This window comes from Achromobacter sp. FW305-C-13 (assembly GCF_058783475.1).
Map to the genome: position 1 here is coordinate 136,455 of NZ_JBYSYN010000005.1, position 22,171 is coordinate 158,625.

A 22,171-nucleotide genomic window follows, 5' to 3' on the forward strand; every position below is an offset into this window, starting at 1 on the left:
TGTTATGTGACCAATCAACAATTAAAATAAAACATCATCAACATTGTTGATAACGATACGGGGCTACTGTGCTTGACGCCATCGACCTGAACCTGCTTCGCATCTTCGACGCCGTCATGACCGAGCGCAACGTCACGCGCGCGGCATTCACGCTGCACATGACGCAGCCTGCGGTCAGCAATGCCATCAACCGCCTGCGCCTGACGTTGAAGGACCCACTGTTCGTGAAGGTGCAAGGCGGGGTGCTGCCCACCCAGCGAGCCGAATTGCTGTGGCCCCCCATCCGCGACGCGCTTGCCCGCATCGCAGAGACGCTGGAGCGCAACGAATTCGACCCCGCCCGCTCGGAGGCGGTGTTCCGCCTGGCCATGTCCGATTACGTGGCCGACCAGGTGATCCGGCCGCTGTTCGTCGAGCAGCAATCGGTGGCGCCGAACATCCGCATCCACCTGCACCCCTATTCGCTGGATAACACCGCCGCGCTGCTGGACAAGGGTGAAGTCGACATGGCGGCAGGCGTGTATTCGAACTTCGGCTCGTCGCTGCGCACCCTGCCCTTGGAAACCCTGACCTACGTGTGCGCGATGCGCAAGGGCCATCCGCTGCTCTCTTTGCCGCGCTTTACGCTGGATGACTTCCTGCGCGCCCGGCACCTGGTTGTCAGCCTGCTGGGCACTGCCGCCCTGATTGACCACGAACTGGCCGCCCACGGCTACAAGCGCAACGCCGTGCTGACGATCAACCAATTTGCGCTGGCCCCGCGCCTGCTGGCCGAGACCGACCTGATCTGCGTCGTGCCGGTCAATGCCGTACGCAACAGCCCGCACAGCCATCAGCTTGAGGCCATCGAGCCACCCTTTCCGCTGATTCCGCGCACGGTCAACCTGATCTGGCACGAGCGGTCGGACAACCTGCCCGCGCATCGCTGGCTGCGCGAGGAAATCCTCAAGGTATGCAAGGCGCAGGGCATGATGTTCGACCCGGCGCAGGGGGCCGAGTCGCACGCCTATTGATCGCCACATCATTCACATTAATGATGACCATCAATGCAAATCTTTGATTAGATCGAATGATTCTCCGTCGATAACATTCGGGTCACCCTAGCTTCGGCGCCCGCGTGCGCCGGCATCCTGGAGACCCGCGTTGACTCACCCCGCATCCCTTCCCGGCGAGCGCCGTTTCCGTGTCGGCTTCGACGTGGGCGGCACCTTCACTGATTTCACCCTGCTGGCCGAACACAGCGGCGAGCTGTCCTACTTCAAGGTGCCCTCGACGCCGCACGACCCGTCCGAAGCCATCCAGAGCGGCCTGGCGCACCTGATGCGCGAACACGGGATCGCCGGCACCGAGCTGGCGCACGTGGGCCATGGCACGACGGTCGCCACCAATATGGTGATCGAACGGCGCGGCTCGCGCTGCGCGCTGGTCACCACGCGCGGCTTTCGCGACGTGCTGGAGATCGGCCGGCAGACCCGCCCTCACCTGTACGACTACAACGTCATCAAACCAGCGCCGCTGGCGCCGCGCGAGTGGCGCTTCGAGATCGGCGAACGCATGGCCGCCGACGGCAGCGTGCTGCAAGCGCTAGACGAGGACGAGGTGGTCTCTGTCGCGCGCCAACTGGCCGAAGCGCAGGTGGAATCGGTCGCCATCTGCTTCATGCACAGCTACCGCAACGACGCCCACGAACGCCGCACGCGCGACATCCTGGCGGAATATCTGCCTGGCGTTTACCTCAGCGTGTCCAGCGAAATACTGCCGGAGTTCCGCGAATACGAACGCATGTCGACAACGGCCCTGAACGCCTATGTCGGCCCGCGCATGGCTTCCTACATGCGCAATCTGGTCGGCTCGGTGCAGCGCATGGGTGTGGCGGTAGCCCCCACGACAGTGCATTCCAACGGCGGCCTGATGTCGGTGGAGTCGGTGCTGACCGCGCCGGTGCGGACTTGTGTGTCGGGGCCCGCCGCTGGCGTGATCGGCGCAGCCGAGCTTGGACGGGTGGCGGGCTTTCACAACCTGATCACCTTCGACGTGGGCGGCACCAGCACCGACGTCTCGCTGGTGGCCGAACTGCAGCCGCTATTCACCTCCAGCCGCCTGGTGGCGGACTATCCGGTCAAGACCCTGATGGTCGACGTGCACGTCATCGGCGCGGGCGGCGGCAGCATCGCGCGCATCGACGATGCCGGCGCGCTGAAGGTAGGCCCGCAGAGCGCCGGCGCCGTGCCTGGCCCGATCGCGTACAACCGGGGCGGCACGGCGGTCACCCTGACGGACGCGCACGTCGTGCTGGGGCGCCTGAATCCCGTGGCGCTGCTTGAAGGCCGCATGGCCGTGCATGCCGAGCGCGCGCGCGCCGCGCTGGCCGAACAGGTGGCCGGCCCGCTGGGCATCAGCATCGAAGAGGCGGCCTACGGCATCCTGCGGATCGCGAACTCAAACATGGCGCGGGCCGTGCGCGCGGTATCGACCGAGCGCGGCCACGACATCCGCAAGTTCGCGCTATGCGCCTTCGGCGGCGCGGGGGGCCTGCACGCGGCCGAACTTGCGCGCGACTGCGGCATCGGCACGCTGCTGATCCCGCAAGAACCCGGCACCATGTGCGCGCGCGGCATCCTGCTGTCCGACATTTCCATGGACTTCGTCCAGACGCTGATGGCCGGCGCCAGCGAACCAGGCTGGCAGGCGGTACAAGCGGCGCTGGACGTGCTGGGCGGCAAGGCGCGCGCGTGGTTGGCCGGCGAAGGCGTGGGCGACGCCGCCCAACGCCTGTCGGCCGTCATCGACGCGCGCTACCAGGGCCAGAACTTCGAGATCCCCGTACCGCTGGACGGCATGCGCCTGATGCCGCGGGCCGACTTCGTGGCGGCCTTCAGCGCGGCACACATCCGCGAGTATGGCTACGACGCCACTGGCCGCGAGGTCGAGATCGTCAATTGCCGCGTGCGCGCGGTGGGCATGGTGCCCCGCGCGCCGATCGCTCACGTGCCCGGGGGCGCAAACCTGGAGGACGCGATCAAAGAGCGCCGCGCCGTTTACTTCGAGAAGACGGGGTGGGCCGACACGCCCGTCTACCGCCGGGCCCTGCTCCCGGTGGGCGCGCCCATCGACGGCCCCGCCGTCATCGAGGAAATGAGTTCGACCACCGTGATCCTGCCCGGCCAGCAAGCGCGCGCTGACGACTACGGCAACCTTGTCGTCAACCTCAACCCCTAAGGCAAACCGACATGACCACCGCACTGACCGCCGCCGCCGAATCCGACGCCTTCGACCCCATCGAAATGGAGGTCTTCAGCAACCGCCTGCTGTCCATCACCGAAGAAATGGGCAACACGCTGATCCGTTCGTCTTTCTCCAGCAATATCAAGGAGCGCAAAGACTGCTCCGTCGCGCTGTTCGACGCCGCCGGCCGCCTGGTGGCCCAGGCTGCCCACGTGCCGGTGCACCTGGGCTCGTTGTCGGGCGGCATCGATGCCGTGCTGCGCCGCTATGGCGTGGCCGGCATCCGCCCGGGCGACGCGTTCCTGTGCAATGACGCCTATCTGGCCGGCGGCACTCACGCACCGGACATCACCGTCGTGTCGCCCATCTTCTACGACGGCGTGCTGCGCTTTTTTGCCGCCAACATCGGCCACCACACTGACGTGGGCGGCGCCGTGCCCGGCTCGACCTCGCACCACCTGAAGACCGTTTGGGAAGAAGGCATCCGCCTGCCGGCCATGCGCATCGTGCGGCAAGGCGAGCTGGACCTGGACCTGCTGGAGATGATCGCGCACAACACGCGCGAACCCGACAACCGCATGCACGATATCCGCGCCCAGATCGCCACCAACGACAAGGGCGCTCGCTTGATGCTGGAGCTGCTGCGGCAATCCGGCCTGGACACGGTGCTGTCGGCCATCGACGGCATCCTGCGCTATACGGAGCGGCGGCTGCGCAACCGCATCGCCCAACTGCCCGAGGGCAGCGTGTCGTTCACCGAACGCATGGACGATGACGGCATGGGCGGCGAGCCGGTGGTGATCCAGGCCAACGTGCAGGCGCGCGACGGCCAGCTGCACGTGGACTTCACCGGCACCGGCAAGCAGGCGCGCGGCGCCTTCAACCTGCCGGCCAGCGCGCTCAGGGCCAGCGTGTACTTCGCCGTCAAGGCGATGCTCGACCCCGAGCTGATGCCCAACAACGGCCTGTTCCAGCCCATCACCATCAGCGCGCCCGAAGGAACGATCACCAATCCGGTCTTTCCCGCCGCGGTGGGCGCGCGCGTGACCACCGCGCAGCGCGTGGCCGGCACCGTGATCGGTGCACTGGGCCAGTTGCTGCCTCCCGGACGCGGCATGGCCTCGTCAAACGACGTCATGCCCTCCATGCTGTTCTCCGGCCCCCTGCGCGACGGCAAGGGCACCTTCGTCTATCTTGAAACTCTGGGCGGCGGCGCGGGCGGGCGCGCGCGCGGCGACGGCATGGACGGCATCCAGGTCAACGTCACCAATACCTCCAACCTGCCCGCCGAGGCCCTGGAGATCGAGTACCCGCTGCTGGTCGACGAATACGCCTTGGTGAACGACACCGGCGGCGCGGGCAAGTACCGCGGCGGCATGGGCATCGCGCGCCAGATCCGGTCGCTGCACGACCAACTGGCCTGCACCATCCGTTGCGACGCGGCGCTGTTCGGCGCGGCCGGCCTGGATGGCGGCCTGACCGGCGGGACCTCGCGCCTGATCCAGAACCCCGGACTCGCCGACGAGCAGCGCCTGCCCAACAAGATTTCGGGCCACCCGCTGCCGGCGGGCGTCTCGGTGCGCCTGGAAACGCCCGGCGGGGGCGGCTATGGCGCGCCGGCCGAACGCGCGCTGGCCGACATTCGCCAAGACCTCCTGGGGGGCAAGGTAAGCCGCGCCGCCGCCGAGCGGGACTACGGGTCCGAGAAGGTCGTCCGCGCCCTTCAGAAAGAAGGCGTGTGAGCGCGGGATCGCGGGAGCCCGTCGCCTGCAGCGTAGCGGGAATACCCTGCGATCAGGTTCAGGCCCCCCCGACGCGGGAACGAGCGAGGCCCCCCTTTATGGGCGAATGCTGCAAGAAATGGTCCACGATGCCCTGCAGGGCGAACTCGGCGCTGGCCCTGCGGATGCTGTTGCGATCGCCGGCGAATCGTCGGGTAGCGGTATACACGACGGGGCTGGCGTCCGCCTGCCCCGTCTTGAAGACCCAGGCGTAGCACTGCGTGCCGCTTGGGATACGGTCGTCGGTGTCGTCCGTCACCCCGGTATTGGCCACGGCCACATTCGCCGGGCTCTTTCGGGCCGCCCCAAGCGCCATGTCTCGGGCCACGGCCTCGCTCGTCAGGTTGTGGGCGGACAGCGTCGATTGGGGGACGTCCAGGCAGCGCCGTTTGGCTTGCACCGAATAGACGACGAATGCGCAATCCAGGAGGCCGCCCGCGCCGGGGACATCGGCAAGAGTCGCCGAGATCAGCCCTGCCGTGCAGGATTCCGCCGTGACCAATGTCAGGTTATTCTCCAGCATGAATCTCGCAACTCGTTCTATGGCGTTCATGGCGTTGCCCCCGCATTGAATGGCGTGGGCAGCAATTTGCATACCCGAGGCGCCACGCGCTTATCGAGGAAACGTGATGCCCCCGCCCACCCGCGCTAATCCCGCCCTGACGCTCGCCGGCGAAAGCCGTTATAGGTTGCTGGTCGAGGCCGTGATGGACTACGCCATCTATCTGCTCGACACCGAGGGCCGCATCACCAGTTGGAACAGAGGCGCGGAGCGCTTCAAGGGTTACGCCTCGCACGAGGTCATCGGCCGGCACTTTTCGCTTTTCTACACGGATGAAGACCGCCTGGTGGGCGTCCCGCAAAAGGCGCTGGAGACCGCCCGCCGCGAGGGCCGGTTCGAAGCCGAGGGCTGGCGCGTTCACAAGAGCGGCCGGAAGTTCTGGTGCAGCGTCGTCATCGACGCGATTCGCGATGACGATGGCAACCTGCTTGGCTTTGCCAAGATCACCCGCGACATCACGGACAAGAAAAAGGCCCAGGAAGACATCGATGCCGCGCACGATGCACTGCACCATGCGCAGAAGCTCGAAGCCCTGGGACGCCTTACCGGCGGCGTCGCGCACGACTTCAACAACTTCCTCACCACGATCCGCTTTGCAACGGAAATGCTGAGCAAACCCGAGGTGGGCAACGACAAGCGCAAGCAGCTGGCCACGCTGGTTGCCGCCACAGTCGAGCGGGCAAGCCATCTAACGGCGCAGCTGCTTGCCTACTCGAGACGGCAGCCGCTGAAGCCCGCCCGGTTCGAGGTCCGGAGCTGTATCGATGGCATGCGTGACATCTTCGCAACGACGGTGGGCGCCGCGATCAGGATCGAGTACGAGTTCCCGGAACACCCCCTGTACATCTGCGCCGATCCCAGCCAGCTTGAGAACGCCCTGTTGAACATTGTGATCAACGCGCGCGACGCCATGCCGGCCGGTGGACGCCTGATCGTTGCGGTGCGGCGGGAAATCTCGACACTCTCGGCAGGCGATGCGATTCCGACCGGACTGCCGTGCGTCGAAATCGAGTTGCGCGACACGGGTTTCGGCATGACTCCCGAGGTTCTCTCGCATGTGTTCGAACCGTTTTTCACCACCAAGTCGGCGGATAAGGGAACGGGCCTGGGCCTGAGCCAGGTCTTCGGTTTCGCGAAACAATCGGGTGGCGACGTGCGGGTCAGCAGCGAGGTCGGCAAAGGGTCCGCCTTCACCGTTCTCATTCCCGAAGACGGGCTCAGCGGGGGGCTTCAGGGAACCACCCCGGCGTCGACGGACACCCCGCGGACCTCGCAGCAACGAATCCTGCTGGTCGAAGACGATGCAAGCGTGGGCGCCATACTTCGATCGTTGCTCGAGGACATCGGACATGAAGTCCTGCTGCGGCCAAACGCCGAGTCGGCGCTCCGCCTCCTGGAAAGAAGCAACGGCGGCGTCGACTTCATGATCACCGACGTGGAAATGGCGGGCTTGGACGGGTTGGAATTGGCGAAGAGAGTCCGCCAGACGTGGCCGCACATCCGGGTGGCGCTGACTACCGGCGCTGACGGGCGCTTTCGCCATGCAGAGACGCAAGCCTTTCCGCTGTTGCCCAAGCCATGGTCATTGGAACTGCTGATAGACGTACTGAAGAACAGCTAGCCCGCGGTCGAGGTGGGATCGGGATTGCCGCCATCCTTCCCGCCCGGGTTGCCTGCGTGCTAGCCTCGCTGGAGTTCCCGCCTGCCGAGTCCAGATGAAATCCATTCTGCAGTCAGAGAAATTCCTGGTTCTAGCCTGCGCGGTCGCCGTTGCGGGATATGCGATCGACAGCCGCCTGGCCGACTTCGGCCGACTCGCCGGTTTGTTGGAGACGGTCCTTCTCATCGCGGCGATCCTGGCCGCATCGCTGAACGTGGCGCGCCATGCCGAACGCATCGCCCAGAAGCTGGGCGATCCCTACGGCAGTATGATCCTGACGCTGTCGGCAGTGCTGGTTGAAGTGATCGTGCTGGCCATCGTCTCGACCAAGACGGGTTCGCCGACACTAGTGCGGGACAGCATCTACTCGGCCGTCATGCTCGACATCAACGGCATCCTGGGTGTTGCCGCGCTCATCGGAGGATTCAAGCACGGCGAACAGGCTTACAACGATGATTCCGCGCGCACTTACAGCGTGATGATCCTCACAGCCGTCACGGTGTCCATGATCATTCCCGAATTCGTCCCCCAGGCCGACTGGCAGGCCTATAGTGCCTTCACCATCGTGGCGATGCTGTTGCTCTACAGCGTATTCCTTCGCATGCAAACCGGGCCGCACAGCTACTTTTTCAGCTACAGCTATCCCGACAAGAAAACGCGCGCCAACACGCCCGCCTCGGGTTCTCCCGGCTGGCGATACTCGGCCGCCATGATGGCGTGCGGCATCATCGCCGTGGGCTTTCTGGCAGAATTGATGTCGCATTCGCTGGAGCGCAGCGTTCAAGGCATCAATGTGCCCATCGGGCTGATCGCACTGATCGTGGCCGGCATATCTGCCGCGCCCGAAATGCTGACCGCACTGCGCGCCGCACTGGCCAACCGGATGCAGTCGGTGGTGAACATCGCCCTGGGCGCCTCGTTGTCCACCGTCATTCTCACCGTGCCCGCCATGGAGGCCATGGCGCTGTTCTCCGGCCAACGCATCGACCTGGCCATGACGCCCGTGCAGACGCTGATGATGCTGGCCACGCTTCTGGTAGCCGCCATCAACCTGAACGATGGTCAGACCAACGCCATCGAGGGCATGACGCACTTCATCCTGTTCGGCACCTTCCTGATGCTCTTGACGCTGGGCTTATAGCGCAGCCATGCGATGGGCGCCTACCCCTTTGCGCCGAAGGCGGCCAGGCCAGTGCCATCCAGCCTGACCGGCCCGATTCAGGGTTTGCTGCGCGCACCTCCACCCCGGTTACGCTGGCTCTGCTGATCCTGCCCCGTCCCGATCTGCGAAACGTGGCCTTCCTTCTTCGTTCGGTTTTGCGTGTCGCCGTGACTCGCCTGCGATTCGCGGGGAGTGTCGTCGGCGGTCGGATCGGGTTTGCTTGGTTTGGTTTTCATGGCTTCTTTCCTGTTGGTTGCGATAGCGCGGTGTGCGCGCGTGGTGGGCGGGAGGTCCTATTGCGTCATGTTGCCGCCGGTTCCTTTCCCCCCACGCCGGCAATCCGGATCCGGTTGTCGACGTCCTGCACGCCGGCGCATGCGTCCGTGCAGTCTTCAATGCGATGCTTGGTGCGGCGGTCTAGCACGGTTCCCTCCAGTGTCACGCAGCCATCCGCCACGGCCACCGACACGTCGCTCACGTCCAGGCCGCTATGGGCCAAGTGCTCGCACACGTTTTCCCGCACGCGCTCGTCCGATCGCGTATAGCCTTTGGGATCCGTCCGCCGCGAACCGCGGTCGCGCCAGGCGGTCGGCCCACGGTTGTAGCCGCCGCGCTCCGCGGTCTCGAAAGACGCTTCCGGCTCGTCCGCCCATTGCGGGCGGTCGCCGTAATAGCCGCCTTCCTCGTCGCCATAGGAAGTGGGGCCGCTATAGGAGGGGCTGCGCGATCCATACACCTGCTCTCGCTGGTACGACGGGTCCTGGTTCCTGAAGCCGCCGTAGCTGCTCTGGCCGGGGTCCGCACTGCGGCTGCGTACACCGCCCCGGGTTTCACGGGTACCGGGCGCGTGGCTCGTGCCTTCGCCCTGGTATCCGAACGAAGGTGCCGGATCGCGCCACGGCTCCTGGTCCCCCGCGCCCGCATGCTGCTGGCGCCGCACGTCGTTGACGGAATCCCGCGGCGCCTGCCCGCCCGACCGGCCGGGCTGCTGCGCCTGGCGGTAGGGGTCGCGGGGGTTGCCGCTGCCGGGATCCCGGTTGAAGTCGTCCTCATCACGCCACGGATATCGTTGGTCATGGTTCATGTCGAGCCTCCTGGGAGTAACGATGTTTCCCCTTTGCGCAGTTTCTCCGCGCGGGGACCTCTGGCATTCACGCAGCAAGCGTTGTGCCACCCGCCGCAGCGCAGCAATGCCCCCGCTCAACTCCGCTTGGGAACCAGGCGGCCCGGCATTCCTTACAAGCATCGTAAGAAGTACCGGAACCTATCGGACGGGCGCGGCACGCCCCGGGCACGCCACTTGCTATGCCTTCCGGACGACCTATCCCCACTCGCCTGGCGAGCACCATGCGCCGTTTCCGGAGATATTCATGAATACCCGTTATCTCACCGTTACCCTGCTTGCCGTCGCGGCACCAGGAAGCGGGCATATGGAAGTCCAGGCCAAGTGGCTGGCACAAAGCGTGAAGAAGGCGCCTTAAGCAGGCATGCCAGCCGGACATGCACACGGACCGGGGGAGACTTCGGTCCCCGATCAGAGTTTCACTTGCCCGACAGCGGTGATCGCCATGAATTCCCCCCAACCTGCCTTAACGTCGACCCCGGCTGGCAACATCATGATCGTTGTCCGCATGGGGCCGGAAAGTTCGATCGGCCAGTATGCCGCCCCATGCGATGCCGCCAATGACGGCATCTTGCCCCCGCCGCCGGAGGGGCTGCCGGCGCCGGCGGTACATGCCGTGCAAGCCCCACACCGAACGCGGGTTCCCCTCGCGATCGCCTTGGCCGCAATGCTGTGGGTACTGGGCACAATTCTGTTGCTGACGCTGGCCATGGCCTACCAGCTCATGGCCTGAGACGGCCATGGGCCGCGGCATGCCGGAGCTGGACGGAGTGGAATGGCGCAACGGATGCGCGGGTTTATTCCTGCGGGGCGTCCCGGGACGAACGCTGGTGCGCCGTCCCGCCGGCGGCGCTCAGGTTGTAGGCGGTATTGACCAACCCGATATGCGAAAAGCCCTGGGGGAAATTGCCCACCAACCGCTTGCGCGCCACGTCGTACTCTTCGGCCAGCAGCCCGAGGTCGTTGCGTAAGGACAGCAGGCGGTCGAACAGGCGGTGCGCGTCGTCCAGCCGGCCTTGCATGATGTAGGCGTCGGCCAGCCAGAAGCTGCACGCCAGGAACACGCCTTCGTCGCCCGGCAACCCATCGTCGCTGTGCTGTGTCGAATAGCGCAGCAGCAGGCCGTCGCGCAACAATTCCCTTTCAATGGCTTGCACCGTGCCGGTCACGCGCGGGTCATCTGCCGGCAGGAAGCCCACCTGCGGAATCAGCAGCAGGCTGGCGTCCAGCGCAGTGCCACCGTAGTACTGCACAAACGTATTTCGCTGGGCGTCATAGCCATGCGTGCAGATATCGGTGCGGATCTCGTCAGCCAACGCCCGCCAGCGGTCCACGGGGCCTTCCAGTCCGAAGCGCTCGCAGGATTTCACGGTACGGTCCAGCGCCACCCAGCACATCAGCCGCGAGTGCGTGAACGCGCGGCGCGGCCCCCGCACTTCCCAGATGCCATGGTCAGGCTCGCGCCACAGGTGCTCAAGCGGTGTGAGCAACACCTTCTGCATGCGCCACGCCTCGGCCAGCGGAGCCAGGTCGGCCACGCGCGCGGCATGCAGGGTCTCGATCAGTTCGCCATATACGTCCAGCTGCATCTGCCCGGCCGCGGCGTTGCCCAGCCGCACGGGCGCGCTTGCCTCATACCCGGGAAGCCAGGGGATGTCGTGTTCGGGCAGCCACCGCTCGCCGGAAATGCCGTACATGATCTGCAGCTGGTTGGGATGGCCGGCCGCGGCCCGCAACAGCCATTGCCGCCAGGCCTCGGCTTCTTCCCGATAGCCGGCGTTCAACAACGCATACAAGGTCAAGGCGGAATCGCGCAGCCAGCAATGCCGGTAATCCCAGTTGCGGCTGCCGCCCAATTGCTCGGGCAGCGACGTCGTGGGCGCCGCGACGATGCCGCCGGTAGGCTGAAAGGTCAGCAGCTTCAAGGTGATCAGCGATCGCACGACAGCGTCTCGCCGTTCGCCCAGGCCATTTTCCCAATGACAGCGCTTGGCCCATTCGCGCCACCACGCAATGGTGCGATCCATGCTCTCCAGGCGGTCCGGCACGAAATGCGGCGTCTTGTGCGAACGGTGATACGACAGGGTGAAGGGCACGGTCTCATCCTGCCGCACGGTGAATTCGGCCACGCTCTTCATATCGCGGCCGGAGAGCGGCACGGCCGTATGCAACTCGACGGCGTCCGGCCCGGCAATGGCGCTCAGCCCGTAATCGCGCCGGCGCACCCAGGGCACGGCCTGCCCGTAGTTAAAGCGCAGCGTCAGCTCCATCCGCATGTCCACGCGGCCCGATTCGCCCTGCACGATACGCACGACGTCCACCCGTTCTTCATCATCGCTAAGCGGCATGAAGTCGTAGACGCGCACCACCCCGTCCGGCGTCTCATGGCGCGTTTCCAGCACCGCCGTTTCCGGCAGGTAGCGGCGCGTGGTGATCGCCTCCGGGGAGCTGGGCGCCAGCAGCCAGCGGCCATGACTGTCGTCGCCCAGCAAAGCCGCGAAGCAAGCCGGGGAATCGAAATGCGGCAGGCAGAGCCAGTCGATGGAACCGTCGCGCGCCACCAGCGCAGCCGACAACATGTTGCCGATCAAGCCATAGTCTTCAAGCGGCTTCGACATAGGCTCAACCCGCGCCACGAAAAGCGGCATACAGCGTCATGCCGCCGTCCACGAACAAAGTCGACCCCGTCACGTAGTCGGAGTCATCGCTGGCTAGCCACGCCACAGCGCGCGCCACGTCTTCCGGCTCGCCGATGCGGCCGTAGGGAATCAGCTTGAGCAGCGAGGCCAGGCTGTCTGGCGTGTTCCAGGCGGGCGCATTGATGGGTGTGCGTATCGCCCCGGGGGCCACGGAATTGACGCGGATCTTCATCGGCGCCAACTCTTGCGCCAGCGACTGCATCAGCAGCGACACGCCGCCTTTGGACGCCGCATAGTTGGACTGGAACGCCCACGGAATGACTTCGTGGACCGAACTGATGAAAATAATCTTGCCCGCCGCCGTATCAGCGGGCGGCCGGGGCGTGCGGTTCAGGAATGCCCGTACCGCAGCGCGAGCGCACAGGAACTGGCCCGTCAGGTTGGTGTCGATCACCTTTTGCCATTGGGCCAGCGTCATGTCCTGAATGGCGGCCGGCTGTTCGATGCCGGCGTTGTTCACCAGTATGTCGACGCCCTGGAAGTGATCCTCGGCCACGCGAAACAGATGCTCGACGTCTTCCTCACGGTTGATATCGGCTGCCGCGGCAACCGCCTGCCCGCCTGCGCGCAGGATTTCCTGCACCACTTCTGCGCCGCGCCGCTCGGAGTCTTCATTGGGCCGGTGGTTCACCACCACCCGCGCGCCCGCCGCCGCCAATTCCAAGGCAATACCGCGCCCGATTCCGGAATTGGCGCCGGTGACGACCGCCACGCGCCCCGACAGATCCACTGCATGCCGCATGCTGCTCTCCTTGCGGCGAGCGGGTCCGGTGTTGCTGACGGGCGGATCCACGAGCACCGCTTTCGATAGCCAAGCTTGCAGCTTAGTCCTGGACTGTCGCGGCTACAACCATTGACGGTGTCAGGACGGCATCACGGCCTCGCAGCTGGCGGCTGGGGCGGCAACGCCACCCGATCGATCGCCTACGCTCCGCCCTTCAGCCAATTCCCGGGCGTGCTCCCACGCTGCGCCTTGAACGCCTTGATGAAATGGCTAAGGCTGGCGAAGCCGACGCTATAAGCGGTATCCGTGACCGAGCAGCCGCGCTTCAATAGGCTTTCCGCCGCATCCATTCTTGCCCCCAAGAGGCAGGCGTGCACCGACTGGCCATATAGCGACAGGAACCCCGCCTGCAGGCGTTTTTCGCTAAGGCCCACGGATTGCGCCAGCTGGCGCACGGTCTTGCAGTCCGCGTAGTGGCGCTGAATGCGGTGGTAGGCCTCGGCCAGCCGGCGGCGGTCGGCGGGTTGTGGCAGCGCACGATGGCCGTCGTTCACGTGCTTGAGCGTCAGCGCCAGGGCCTCGTTGGCCTTTCCCTGCAGATACAACGCAGCGATCTCGCTGCGGTCGTGGCGCCAGCTCAGGATCTCGCCGGCGATGCGTGCGATGCCGGACCATGCCGGCAGCACCGCCAGATGCGCGCCCCTGTCCGGCACGCTGGCATCGTCGGCCAGCATGCCGCCAGGTGCAGTCAGCAGCACCTGCTCCCAGATCGGACGCACGGCATCCGACGAAAACCGGATGTCGACGGTGCGGATCGCGCGCCGGCCTTTGAATTCGTCCCAGCCAGGCACCAGGGCGTCGGTGGAATGCAGAATCACCGTGCCCGGTTTGACATGCAACGGGGCGCCGCCCTCGAAGCCCAAGCCGAACTGCCCTTCAAGGATGATCGCCAACCCCATACTGGGAACGGCGGTGCCCTCGACGGCCCAGTCGGTGACGGGGGTGCCGTCATAGCAGCCGATGGACACGCCGCCCGCCAGTTCGTGTTCCGTGCGGATGTCAGCCCAGTCCGGCGGCATCAGACGCAACATGTCCTCCGCAGTCAGCGGACCGTCGGTCGCGCGGGTCGTCCGAAGCTGATCGCCCATATTTCCTCAATTCCGCCATCGCCGGCGCAGATTCGCTAGCGCATCCACGCCCAGGTGAAGATGATAACGGTTTTCATCCTCATCAAAGACGCCGCCTTGAACCCCACCCCGCTTTCCGCCCGCAGCGAAGCCGCTGCCCTGTTCGTTTTCAATATGCTGTGCTTGACCGCCATGATGGCGTTCGTGCCCGTGATCGGCCCCGTCGTGCGCGGCCTGGGGCTGGCGGAATGGCACGGAGGCCTGGTCGTCACCGTGGCCGGCCTGCTCTGGATGCTGATGGCGCGTTACTGGGGCCGCCGCAGCGACCGCGTGGGGCGTCGGACCACGCTGCTGCGCGCGGCCGCCGGCTACATCGTCAGTTACCTGCTGCTGGCGTGGGCGCTGGACCGGATGTTGGCCGAACCGCCGTCGCCATGGGTCGCGCTGGCGGCGTTGCTGGTCCTGCGCGGCCTGATCGGCGCGTTCTACGCAGCCATGCCCGCCGTCAGCGCCGCGCGAATCGCCGACATCACCGCGCCCGAGCAGCGCGGCGCCATGATGGCCAAACTGGGCGCCGCCAACGGCGTCGGCATGGTCCTGGGCCCTGCCATCGGCGGGCTGCTGGTCAAGGACAGCCTTATCGTTCCGTTGTACCTGGCCGCCGTCCTGCCGGTGCTGGGCACGGCATGGTTGATGCTGCGCCTGCCGTCCGACGCGTCGCACGCGCCCCGGGGCACGCCCCCGCTGAAACTGTCCGACCGTCGCCTGCGGCTGCCGCTTGCCGCCATGCTGCTGGCCATGAGCGGCGTGATCACCGCGCAGATGATCGTGGGCTTCTACGCCATGGACGCCCTGCACCTGGAAGCCGGCCCCGCCGCGCGCGTCGCAGGCATCGCCATGGCCACGGTGGGCATCGTGCTGATCCTGGTGCAGCTTGCCCTGGCTCGCGCCCGGAAAATGAACGCGGCACGTTGCCTGGCCGCGGGCGCCGTGCTGGCCAGCACGGGCTTCTTCTTGATCGCGGTGCTGCCGGGCACGGCGGGCTTCCTGCTCAGCTATGCGCTGATGGCCGCAGGCATGGGCCTGGTGTTCCCGTCGATCCAGACCTTGGCCGCCAATGCGGTCAGCCCGGAAGAACAGGGCATCGCGGCCGGCTCGGTCACCGCGGTCCAGGGCATGGCGATGGTGATCGTGCCGCTGGCTTGCACGCTGCTGTACGGGCTACGCCCTTGGGTGCCCTACGTGGTGGCCGCCAGCCTGTTGTTGCTGCTGGCCGCGGCCGCTGTCGCCCAGCTCCGGCGGATGGCTGCCACCGGCCAGGCGTAATACCCCGCCAAGGTTGATTTCATCCAAATTTGCTTGATAACGTACAAGCTCCGGGTCGCCATGCCGGCTACGCTGCAGGATGGCTGGCGCCAGGGCCCGGCCATCCCCCGCGGTTCCCCTTCCCCCTGCCTCTTCCCGGAGTCACTGACCATGAGCACCATCACTACCCCCGACGGCGTGCAGATCTATTTCAAGGACTGGGGCCCCAAGACAGCCCAGCCCATCATGTTCCACCACGGCTGGCCCTTGTCCAGCGACGACTGGGACACGCAGATGCTCTACTTCGTCGCCAAGGGCTTTCGCGTCATTGCACATGACCGCCGCGGCCACGGCCGCTCCAGCCAGGTCAGCGACGGCCACGACATGGATCACTACGCCGCCGATGCGTCGGCGGTGGCCGAGCACCTGGATCTGCGCAACGCCGTCCACATCGGCCATTCGACCGGTGGCGGCGAGGTGGCGCGCTATGTCGCCAAGTTCGGCCAACCGCAGGGCCGGGTCGCCCGGGCCGTGCTGGTAAGTGCCGTGCCGCCCTTGATGGTCAAGACCGATGCCAACCCGGGCGGCACGCCGATCGAGGTATTCGACGGTTTCCGTGCGGCGCTGGCTGCGAACCGCGCCCAGTTTTTCACAGACGTAGCGTCCGGCCCCTTTTACGGGTTCAACCGCCCGGGCGCGCAAGTGTCACAAGGCGTCATCAATAACTGGTGGCGGCAAGGCATGATCGGCTCGGCCAAGGCGCATTACGAGGGCATCAAGGCCTTTTCCGAAACCGACCAGACCGAAGACCTGAAGGCCATCACCGTTCCCACCCTGGTCATGCACGGCGACGACGACCAGATCGTGCCGATCGACGACTCCTCCCGGCTGTCGGTCAAACTACTGAAGAACGGCACGCTGAAGGTGTATGCGGGCTTTCCGCACGGCATGCTGACCACGCATGGCGAGGTCATCAATCCCGACCTGCTGGCCTTCATCAAGGGCTGATCTGACAATGGCCTATATACTTGGCTGTTGCCGACAGCAGATTGGGCGCCAACCGCGCGACAACCTGCGTCGCAACGACGCTTGAACCCGCCCGCGTGGGCGCTCCCCGGAACAGGGTGCTTATCCGCCGTCCACCGTGACGGCGGCGCACCCCTTCAGACCGGCTTCAATCGATACGCTTCGTTGCGGCGCTGCTTAACCTTCTTTTCCCGATAGCGCTGTCACTACCTCCATCGCCCCACCCGAGCAAGCCTGAAAAGTGTCTGCCGAGGGGGCCATACGTCTAAGAAGAATCGACATGAACGCCTTGCCGCAAGACAAACTGATCACCGCCCTGGACCACGCCCGCCTGCTGGGCATGATCACCCGCCCCGGCAGCGCCGCCGGCCTGTCGCGCGATGCGATCGACGCCACGCAGGACATCCTGGATTCCGCGCCCATCATCACGCTTGAAGACGTGACGCCGGACATCGTCACGATGCGCTCGCGCATGCGCCTGCTGAACGCCAACGGCGACGAAATGCTCGTTACTCTGTGCTATCCGGCCGACGCGAACCTGGCGCAAGGCCAGGTTTCGGTGTTGTCGCCGCTAGGGCTGAGCCTGATCGGCTCGCGCCAGGGCCAGCGCATCACCTGGACCGCCCCCAACCAGACCGAGCATGCCGCCACGATCGAAGAGATCGTCTATCAGCCCGAAGCGGCGGGCGACACCACGGCGTAACGCCAACCCGGAGTCTTCCATGAAGCTGCTTCTGATCGGATCGACCGGCCTGGTTGGCCGCCACGTGCTGGATCAGGCCCTGGCCGATCCGCGCGTGACGGACGTGATCTCGATCGCCCGGCGCCCGCTGCCGGCGCACCCCAAGCTGCAGTCTCCCGTGGTCGACTTCGACCGCCTGCCGCACGACGCCGACTGGTGGCGCGCCGACGCCGTGATCTGCACGCTGGGCACAACCATGCGCGCCGCAGGTTCAGAAGCCGCGTTCCGCAAGGTCGACCACGACTATCCGCTGGCCGTGGCCCGGCTGGCCCGCCATCACGGCACTTCCGCCTATGTGCTGAACTCGGCCATCGGCGCCGACGTGTCGTCGCGCTTTTTCTACAACCGGGTCAAAGGCGAGCTGGAACGTGACCTGGCCGGCCTGGACTTCGCGTCGCTGACCTTGGTGCAACCCGGATTGATCGGCGGCCGGCGCGCCGAGTTCCGGCTTGGCGAACGCGCCGCCGTCGGCGCACTGACGCTACTGGGCCCGGTGCTGCCGCGCCGTTGGCGGATCAACCCGGCCCACGCAATCGCGCAGGCGATGCTCGAGGCGGCCATCAACGCGCCGCCCGGCATGCACGTCATCACGTCCGACCAACTGGCCTGACGCGCCCCGCTCGGCGCGCCCCGCTTAGCGGCCGGCGGCCTTGGCGCTGATGCCGTTGGCCACGCCCATGTCCACCTTGGGCACGTCGCGGATCAGCACGCGCACGTCTTCGCCCGAAATATCGATGCTGGTGCAGACGGCCTGGTTCACCGCGGCGATCAGCGCGGCTTTCTTAGCTTCGTCACGCCCTTCGATCAGCGCCGCGTCCACGCGCACCATGCGCTTGCCGATTTCACCGGCCACGATCACGTTTTCAGCAGGCACTTCCTGCAGCACGATGCGCACGCTGGGCAGCGGCGCGGCGATGCTTTCCACTACGGCGTTGGAAACGGCTTTCAGCAACGCGGCCTTTTGGGCGGCCGAGTGGCCTTGCAGGATCTGGACATTCAAGATTGGCATGACGGCTTCCGATTTTTCGAATAGCAGGAGTCCGGCCGAACTGACCGGCCAGCCATCATATAGCGACTTTGCCCGCGTGCAAGCGATTGCAGGCGGGCAAAGTCCGGGCGCCGGGCGCCCTATCGGGGTGCTGATGCGGTCAGGCCGCTTCGCCCCGGTGCTCGGGAGCGGGCTGGGCTTCCAGCTCGCTTGGGGCGCCTTCCGGCGACGCCGCGGTTTCGGTCAGCGCCGGGGTCACCAACTCGACGACCTTCTTGCGCGACAGCATGCCAAGGAACTCGTCGTCCTCGCCCGTGACGGCAACCGGCTGGTCGCTGTGCACCAGTTGCGCCAACACTTCACCCAGACCCGCCGTAGCCGGCACCGACGCCAGGTCTTCGACAAAGCGCGACACGTCGCGCGCGCCTTGCTGGATGGCTTCCTCGGCCGCTTTGGCCGTCAGCACGCCTGCCAGGCGCTTGCCGTCCAGCACCGGCGCATACTGGTAGTCCATCGCCCGCATGCGGTCAAGGGCGTGCGCGGGACGCGAACGCATGGTCAACGTCAGGCGCGCCGGATTCACGGCGTGCGTGGCGTTAAGCACCTTGGTGCGGTTCACGTCCTGCAGGAACGACTGAACGTAGTCATTGGCCGGGTTCAGCAGGATGTCTTCCGGCGTGCCTTCCTGCACCAGTTCACCGTCCTTCAGGATGGCGATGCGGTTGCCCAGGCGCAGGGCCTCGTCCAGGTCATGCGTGATGAACACGATGGTCTTGTTCAGCTTGGCCTGCAGCTGCAGCAGCTGATCCTGCATTTCACGGCGGATCAATGGGTCCAGCGCCGAGAACGCTTCGTCCATCAGCAGGATTTCGGCGTCGGTCGCCAGCGCGCGCGCCAAACCCACGCGTTGCTGCATGCCGCCCGACAACTGATGGGGATACTGGTTTTCAAAGCCGGCCAGACCCACTTGCTCCAGCCAGTCGCGGGCGCGCTTCTCGCGTTCCGCCTTGCCCACGCCTTGCACGGTCAGGCCGTACGCGGCGTTGTCCAGCACCGTACGGTGCGGGAACAGGCCAAAGCGCTGGAACACCATGCTCATCTTCTTTTGGCGGAAGACTTCCAGATCGCGCTTGTTCAGGCTCACCACGTCCACGCCGTCGACCAGGATGTGGCCGGCGCTGGGCTCGATCAGGCGGTTGAAGTGGCGGATCAGCGTCGACTTGCCGGAACCCGACAGGCCCATGATGACGTAGATGCTGCCCTCTTCAATCGACAGGCTGATGTCGCGCAGGCCCAGCGTGTGGCCGCTTTCGGCCAGCAGCTGTTCCTTGCTCATGCCGTTCTGGGCGGCTTGCAGCCATTTCTTCGGATGCGAACCGAAGACCTTGTAGATGTTCTTGACCTCGATCTTGCTCATCGCTGGCCTCCCATGCGCATGCGCTGTCCATACGATTGCGTGATCCGGTCGAACAGCACGGCCAGCACCACGATACCCAAGCCCGCCAGCAGGCCGCGGCCCACTTCCAGACGGTTGATCCCCAGCAACACCTCATAGCCCAGGCCGCGTGCACCGATCATCGACGCGATCACCACCATCGACAACGCCATCATCGTGGTCTGGTTGATGCCGGCCATGATGTTGGGCAAGGCCAGCGGCAACTGCACGCCGAACAATTGCTGGCGCGGATTGGCGCCGAAGGCGCGCGAGGCTTCCAGCACTTCGCGATCAACCAGGCGGATGCCCAGGTCGGTCAGGCGAATCAGCGGCGGCACGGCGTAGATCACGGTGGCGATGATGGCGGGAATCTTGCCCAGGCCAAACAGCATCACGACCGGAATCAGGTACACGAAGCTGGGCATGGTCTGCATCACGTCCAGCACCGGCAGCATGATGGAGCGCAGCCAGTTCACGCGCGCCATCAGCACGCCCAGCGGAATGCCGATCAGCACGGACAAGCCGGCGGCCATGATCATCAGCGCCAGCGTCTGCATGCCGGCGTCCCACAGGCCCAACACGCCGATCACGCACAACAGCGCGCCCATCGCCAGGCTCAGGCCGATGCGGCGGCTGACGCCCCAGGCGATGGCCACGGTCACGGCGACCACCGCCCACCAGGGCGAATTGCGCAGCAGTTGCTCCAACCACACCAAGGCGTGCAGGACCGGCTGAGACAGGGTCTCGAGCGTGTCCGCGTAATTGGTGACCAGGTGATCGACGAACCCGTCGATCGCCGCCCTTACCTGACGGGCGGGAATAATTTCAGGAAACATTGTTTCGACTCCATTCTGGGGCGCTTACGGCGGCGGTCGCCGCCGGATAGTCCGAAAGACCGGATGTCCAGGCGGCTGGACGGACGGCGCCAACGGCTTGCGTCCGGACGCGAGCGTCCGGCGAACAGCCATCCCAGGGGAAAAAGCCCAGGGCAACTTGCCCGCACGGGGCTTTTTCCCTTGAGGCGGCCCGACAAGCCGGAAGACTTTCCCGCTGGCCGGGCCGGCACGCGCCGAAGCGGCGCGAGGCCTGCACCACGATGCGTTACAGCGCGCTTTGGACGCGCCCGGCGACGTCGGCGGGGACCCACTTGGTCCAGACGTCGGGCTTGTTCTTCAGGAACCACTTGGCCACGGTGCTGGAATCGTCGCCAGACTCTTCCATGTGGGCCAGCGTTTCATTGATCACCGGCAGCGGCACCGACACCTTGGCCAGGAAGGCGGTCAGCGTGGGCGCTTCTTCGGAGAACTTGGTGTTCACCGCGGTGAAGACGGGATTGTCGGGATAGGCGCTGGGCTCGGGGTTGGCGCACTTGGACGACGTCAGGCACTTGTGCTTTTCGGCGTCAAAGGGCGGCATGTCCAGCTTGACGAGATCCATCGCGCCGACGAGCGGCGTGGGCGACCAGTAGTAGAAGACCACGTTCTGCTTGCGCTTGTACGCCGACATCAGCGCCGCCTTCTGCGCCGCGCCCGTGCCGGGCGAGTACAGCGTGTAGCTGTCGTCCAGCTTCAGCGCGTGGAACAGGTTGTTGCTGGTGATCTCGCAGCCCCAACCCGCCGGGCAGCCATAAAAGCGACCCTTGCCGGGCTCTTCGGGGTCCTTGAACTTGTCCTTGAACTTCGGCAGATCGGCTGCGGACTTCAGTTCGGGGAGGCGTTCGGCGGTGTAGCGGGGGATGTACCAGCCTTCGGCGCCCATGTAGAGGTCGCCGATGCGTTTGACGCGGCCGGTCTTTTCGGCGCGATCCCAGGGATCGGCCACACTGTTCAGCCAGATTTCGGTATTGATATCCAGGTCACCGCGCTCCAGCGCGGCCAGGGCGGGCAAGGTTTCCGTCGGCAGGGTCTCGGTCTTGCAACCGTAGCCCTTTTCCATGATGAAACGTTCGACATCAACCAGGACCAGGTTGGATTCCCAGTTCATGGCGCCGAAATTGACTGGACGCTTGATTTCGCATTGCGGTGCGTCGGCGGCTTGGGCCGCGCCGGCAAACGCAAACAGAACGGCCGCGGCGGCCAGGGTCTTGACAGGGGTAAAACGCATTTGGCTTTTGCCTCCATAGGTTCAGGGACACACGCCGGGTCTGGCCCGGAAGTGCCATGGAGCTAAGGGGGTTGTGCGGAAGACGGGCAGAACCGCCAATACAAACCGACACTAGCGACAAGAAAATCCGCAAGCGGTGCGGAATCTTGCTAAGACAGGAGCTTCAAAAACTAGGTTTTTGAAAACCCGCAGAAAGTGAACAAACTGAACGAAGAAGGCAGCATCTTAAACGAAATTGCTGCGCCACCCAACCCTCAGCCTGAACAAAACAGATACATTCCTGGCAAAAAAGCTACGGGATAACCCCCATCGACTAGAGGGGGATTACGAAATTCCCCTAAGAAAACTCGCTCTCAAACCATAGATACATTCAGTAAATATTTTGTTCTTATTAATACATACTACGCGTTCCAGAAGGGCCTAAAAGCGCGGTTTCGGGCCTCTGAAATGGGGGGGTTCGATCAATTTTCAGCTTATGTTCAGCTGAAAAGCCCGCTCAGTCGGCCCGG

General features: G+C 65.3%; 20 protein-coding genes. 10 read left to right on the plus strand and 10 right to left on the minus strand.

Annotated elements, in window-relative coordinates; translation table 11 throughout:
• Positions 1-68: 68 nt before the first annotated feature.
• The 3 genes from AC3WMU_RS28250 to AC3WMU_RS28260 all read left to right on the plus strand — a co-directional run bounded on the left by AC3WMU_RS28250 (position 69) and on the right by AC3WMU_RS28260 (position 4,967).
• Positions 69-1,013: a LysR family transcriptional regulator gene (locus AC3WMU_RS28250; RefSeq protein ID WP_006223485.1), complete on the plus strand. Its 945-nt coding sequence runs from the start codon at positions 69-71 to the stop codon at positions 1,011-1,013.
• A gap of 130 nt (positions 1,014-1,143) precedes the next feature.
• Positions 1,144-3,219, plus strand: coding sequence for a hydantoinase/oxoprolinase family protein (locus tag AC3WMU_RS28255; protein WP_492283311.1), 2,076 nt, complete (start codon positions 1,144-1,146; stop codon positions 3,217-3,219).
• An 11-nt stretch (positions 3,220-3,230) separates the two neighbouring features.
• Positions 3,231-4,967, plus strand: coding sequence for a hydantoinase B/oxoprolinase family protein (locus AC3WMU_RS28260; RefSeq protein ID WP_280029464.1), 1,737 nt, complete (start codon positions 3,231-3,233; stop codon positions 4,965-4,967).
• Positions 4,968-5,025: 58 nt separating this feature from the next.
• Here the strand turns inward: AC3WMU_RS28260 and AC3WMU_RS28265 are convergent, their stop codons facing one another.
• The gene (locus AC3WMU_RS28265; protein WP_035212723.1) at positions 5,026-5,559 is read right to left on the minus strand and encodes a CinA family protein; all 534 of its coding nucleotides are present in this window, start codon (positions 5,557-5,559) and stop codon (positions 5,026-5,028) included.
• A gap of 76 nt (positions 5,560-5,635) precedes the next feature.
• Between AC3WMU_RS28265 and AC3WMU_RS28270 the strand changes: the two genes are divergently transcribed.
• Both AC3WMU_RS28270 and AC3WMU_RS28275 read left to right on the plus strand, forming a co-directional pair.
• Entirely contained in the window at positions 5,636-7,189 is a 1,554-nt protein-coding gene (locus AC3WMU_RS28270) for a PAS domain S-box protein (protein WP_492283312.1), read from the plus strand.
• 94 nt (positions 7,190-7,283) lie between these two features.
• Positions 7,284-8,369 carry a calcium:cation antiporter gene (locus AC3WMU_RS28275; RefSeq protein WP_492283313.1) on the plus strand — a complete coding sequence of 362 codons (1,086 nt, stop codon included), beginning with the start codon at positions 7,284-7,286 and terminating at the stop codon, positions 8,367-8,369.
• Between the two features lie 77 nt (positions 8,370-8,446).
• Here the strand turns inward: AC3WMU_RS28275 and AC3WMU_RS28280 are convergent, their stop codons facing one another.
• The gene (locus AC3WMU_RS28280; protein ID WP_081534063.1) at positions 8,447-8,626 is read right to left on the minus strand and encodes a hypothetical protein; all 180 of its coding nucleotides are present in this window, start codon (positions 8,624-8,626) and stop codon (positions 8,447-8,449) included.
• Positions 8,627-8,691: 65 nt separating this feature from the next.
• Entirely contained in the window at positions 8,692-9,474 is a 783-nt protein-coding gene (locus tag AC3WMU_RS28285; protein WP_492283314.1) for a BON domain-containing protein, read from the minus strand.
• Between the two features lie 484 nt (positions 9,475-9,958).
• Between AC3WMU_RS28285 and AC3WMU_RS28290 the strand changes: the two genes are divergently transcribed.
• On the plus strand, positions 9,959-10,246 hold the full coding sequence (locus AC3WMU_RS28290) for a hypothetical protein (RefSeq protein WP_454677568.1): 288 nt from the start codon (positions 9,959-9,961) through the stop codon (positions 10,244-10,246).
• Positions 10,247-10,310: 64 nt separating this feature from the next.
• Here AC3WMU_RS28290 and AC3WMU_RS28295 read toward each other — a convergent pair whose 3' ends face one another.
• The 3 genes from AC3WMU_RS28295 to AC3WMU_RS28305 all read right to left on the minus strand — a co-directional run bounded on the left by AC3WMU_RS28295 (position 10,311) and on the right by AC3WMU_RS28305 (position 14,084).
• Positions 10,311-12,131, minus strand: coding sequence for a glycoside hydrolase family 15 protein (locus AC3WMU_RS28295; protein WP_492283315.1), 1,821 nt, complete (start codon positions 12,129-12,131; stop codon positions 10,311-10,313).
• 4 nt (positions 12,132-12,135) lie between these two features.
• Complete coding sequence (locus AC3WMU_RS28300) at positions 12,136-12,954, minus strand: glucose 1-dehydrogenase (RefSeq protein WP_280029475.1); 819 nt, start codon at positions 12,952-12,954, stop codon at positions 12,136-12,138.
• 182 nt (positions 12,955-13,136) lie between these two features.
• Positions 13,137-14,084: a helix-turn-helix domain-containing protein gene (locus tag AC3WMU_RS28305; protein ID WP_424624317.1), complete on the minus strand. Its 948-nt coding sequence runs from the start codon at positions 14,082-14,084 to the stop codon at positions 13,137-13,139.
• Between the two features lie 60 nt (positions 14,085-14,144).
• Here AC3WMU_RS28305 and AC3WMU_RS28310 point away from each other — a divergent pair, with 60 nt between their 5' ends.
• From AC3WMU_RS28310 to AC3WMU_RS28325, 4 genes are all read left to right on the plus strand, one after another.
• Entirely contained in the window at positions 14,145-15,389 is a 1,245-nt protein-coding gene (locus tag AC3WMU_RS28310) for an MFS transporter (RefSeq protein WP_424624316.1), read from the plus strand.
• Positions 15,390-15,539: 150 nt separating this feature from the next.
• Positions 15,540-16,376, plus strand: a complete 837-nt coding sequence (locus AC3WMU_RS28315; protein ID WP_006223497.1) for an alpha/beta fold hydrolase — start codon at positions 15,540-15,542, stop codon at positions 16,374-16,376.
• 298 nt (positions 16,377-16,674) lie between these two features.
• Positions 16,675-17,097 carry a GreA/GreB family elongation factor gene (locus AC3WMU_RS28320; protein ID WP_424624314.1) on the plus strand — a complete coding sequence of 141 codons (423 nt, stop codon included), beginning with the start codon at positions 16,675-16,677 and terminating at the stop codon, positions 17,095-17,097.
• A gap of 19 nt (positions 17,098-17,116) precedes the next feature.
• Positions 17,117-17,746, plus strand: a complete 630-nt coding sequence (locus tag AC3WMU_RS28325; protein WP_006223499.1) for a Rossmann-fold NAD(P)-binding domain-containing protein — start codon at positions 17,117-17,119, stop codon at positions 17,744-17,746.
• Between the two features lie 24 nt (positions 17,747-17,770).
• Here AC3WMU_RS28325 and AC3WMU_RS28330 read toward each other — a convergent pair whose 3' ends face one another.
• The 4 genes from AC3WMU_RS28330 to AC3WMU_RS28345 all read right to left on the minus strand — a co-directional run bounded on the left by AC3WMU_RS28330 (position 17,771) and on the right by AC3WMU_RS28345 (position 21,662).
• Positions 17,771-18,145, minus strand: a complete 375-nt coding sequence (locus tag AC3WMU_RS28330; protein ID WP_006223500.1) for a tautomerase family protein — start codon at positions 18,143-18,145, stop codon at positions 17,771-17,773.
• A 139-nt stretch (positions 18,146-18,284) separates the two neighbouring features.
• Positions 18,285-19,541: a quaternary amine ABC transporter ATP-binding protein gene (locus tag AC3WMU_RS28335; protein WP_488703502.1), complete on the minus strand. Its 1,257-nt coding sequence runs from the start codon at positions 19,539-19,541 to the stop codon at positions 18,285-18,287.
• Positions 19,538-20,395: an ABC transporter permease gene (locus AC3WMU_RS28340; protein WP_006223502.1), complete on the minus strand. Its 858-nt coding sequence runs from the start codon at positions 20,393-20,395 to the stop codon at positions 19,538-19,540. The genes AC3WMU_RS28335 and AC3WMU_RS28340 overlap by 4 nt, the downstream gene beginning before the upstream one ends.
• Before the next feature lie 265 nt (positions 20,396-20,660).
• Entirely contained in the window at positions 20,661-21,662 is a 1,002-nt protein-coding gene (locus tag AC3WMU_RS28345; RefSeq protein ID WP_006223503.1) for an ABC transporter substrate-binding protein, read from the minus strand.
• Between the last annotated feature and the right edge of the window lie 509 nt (positions 21,663-22,171).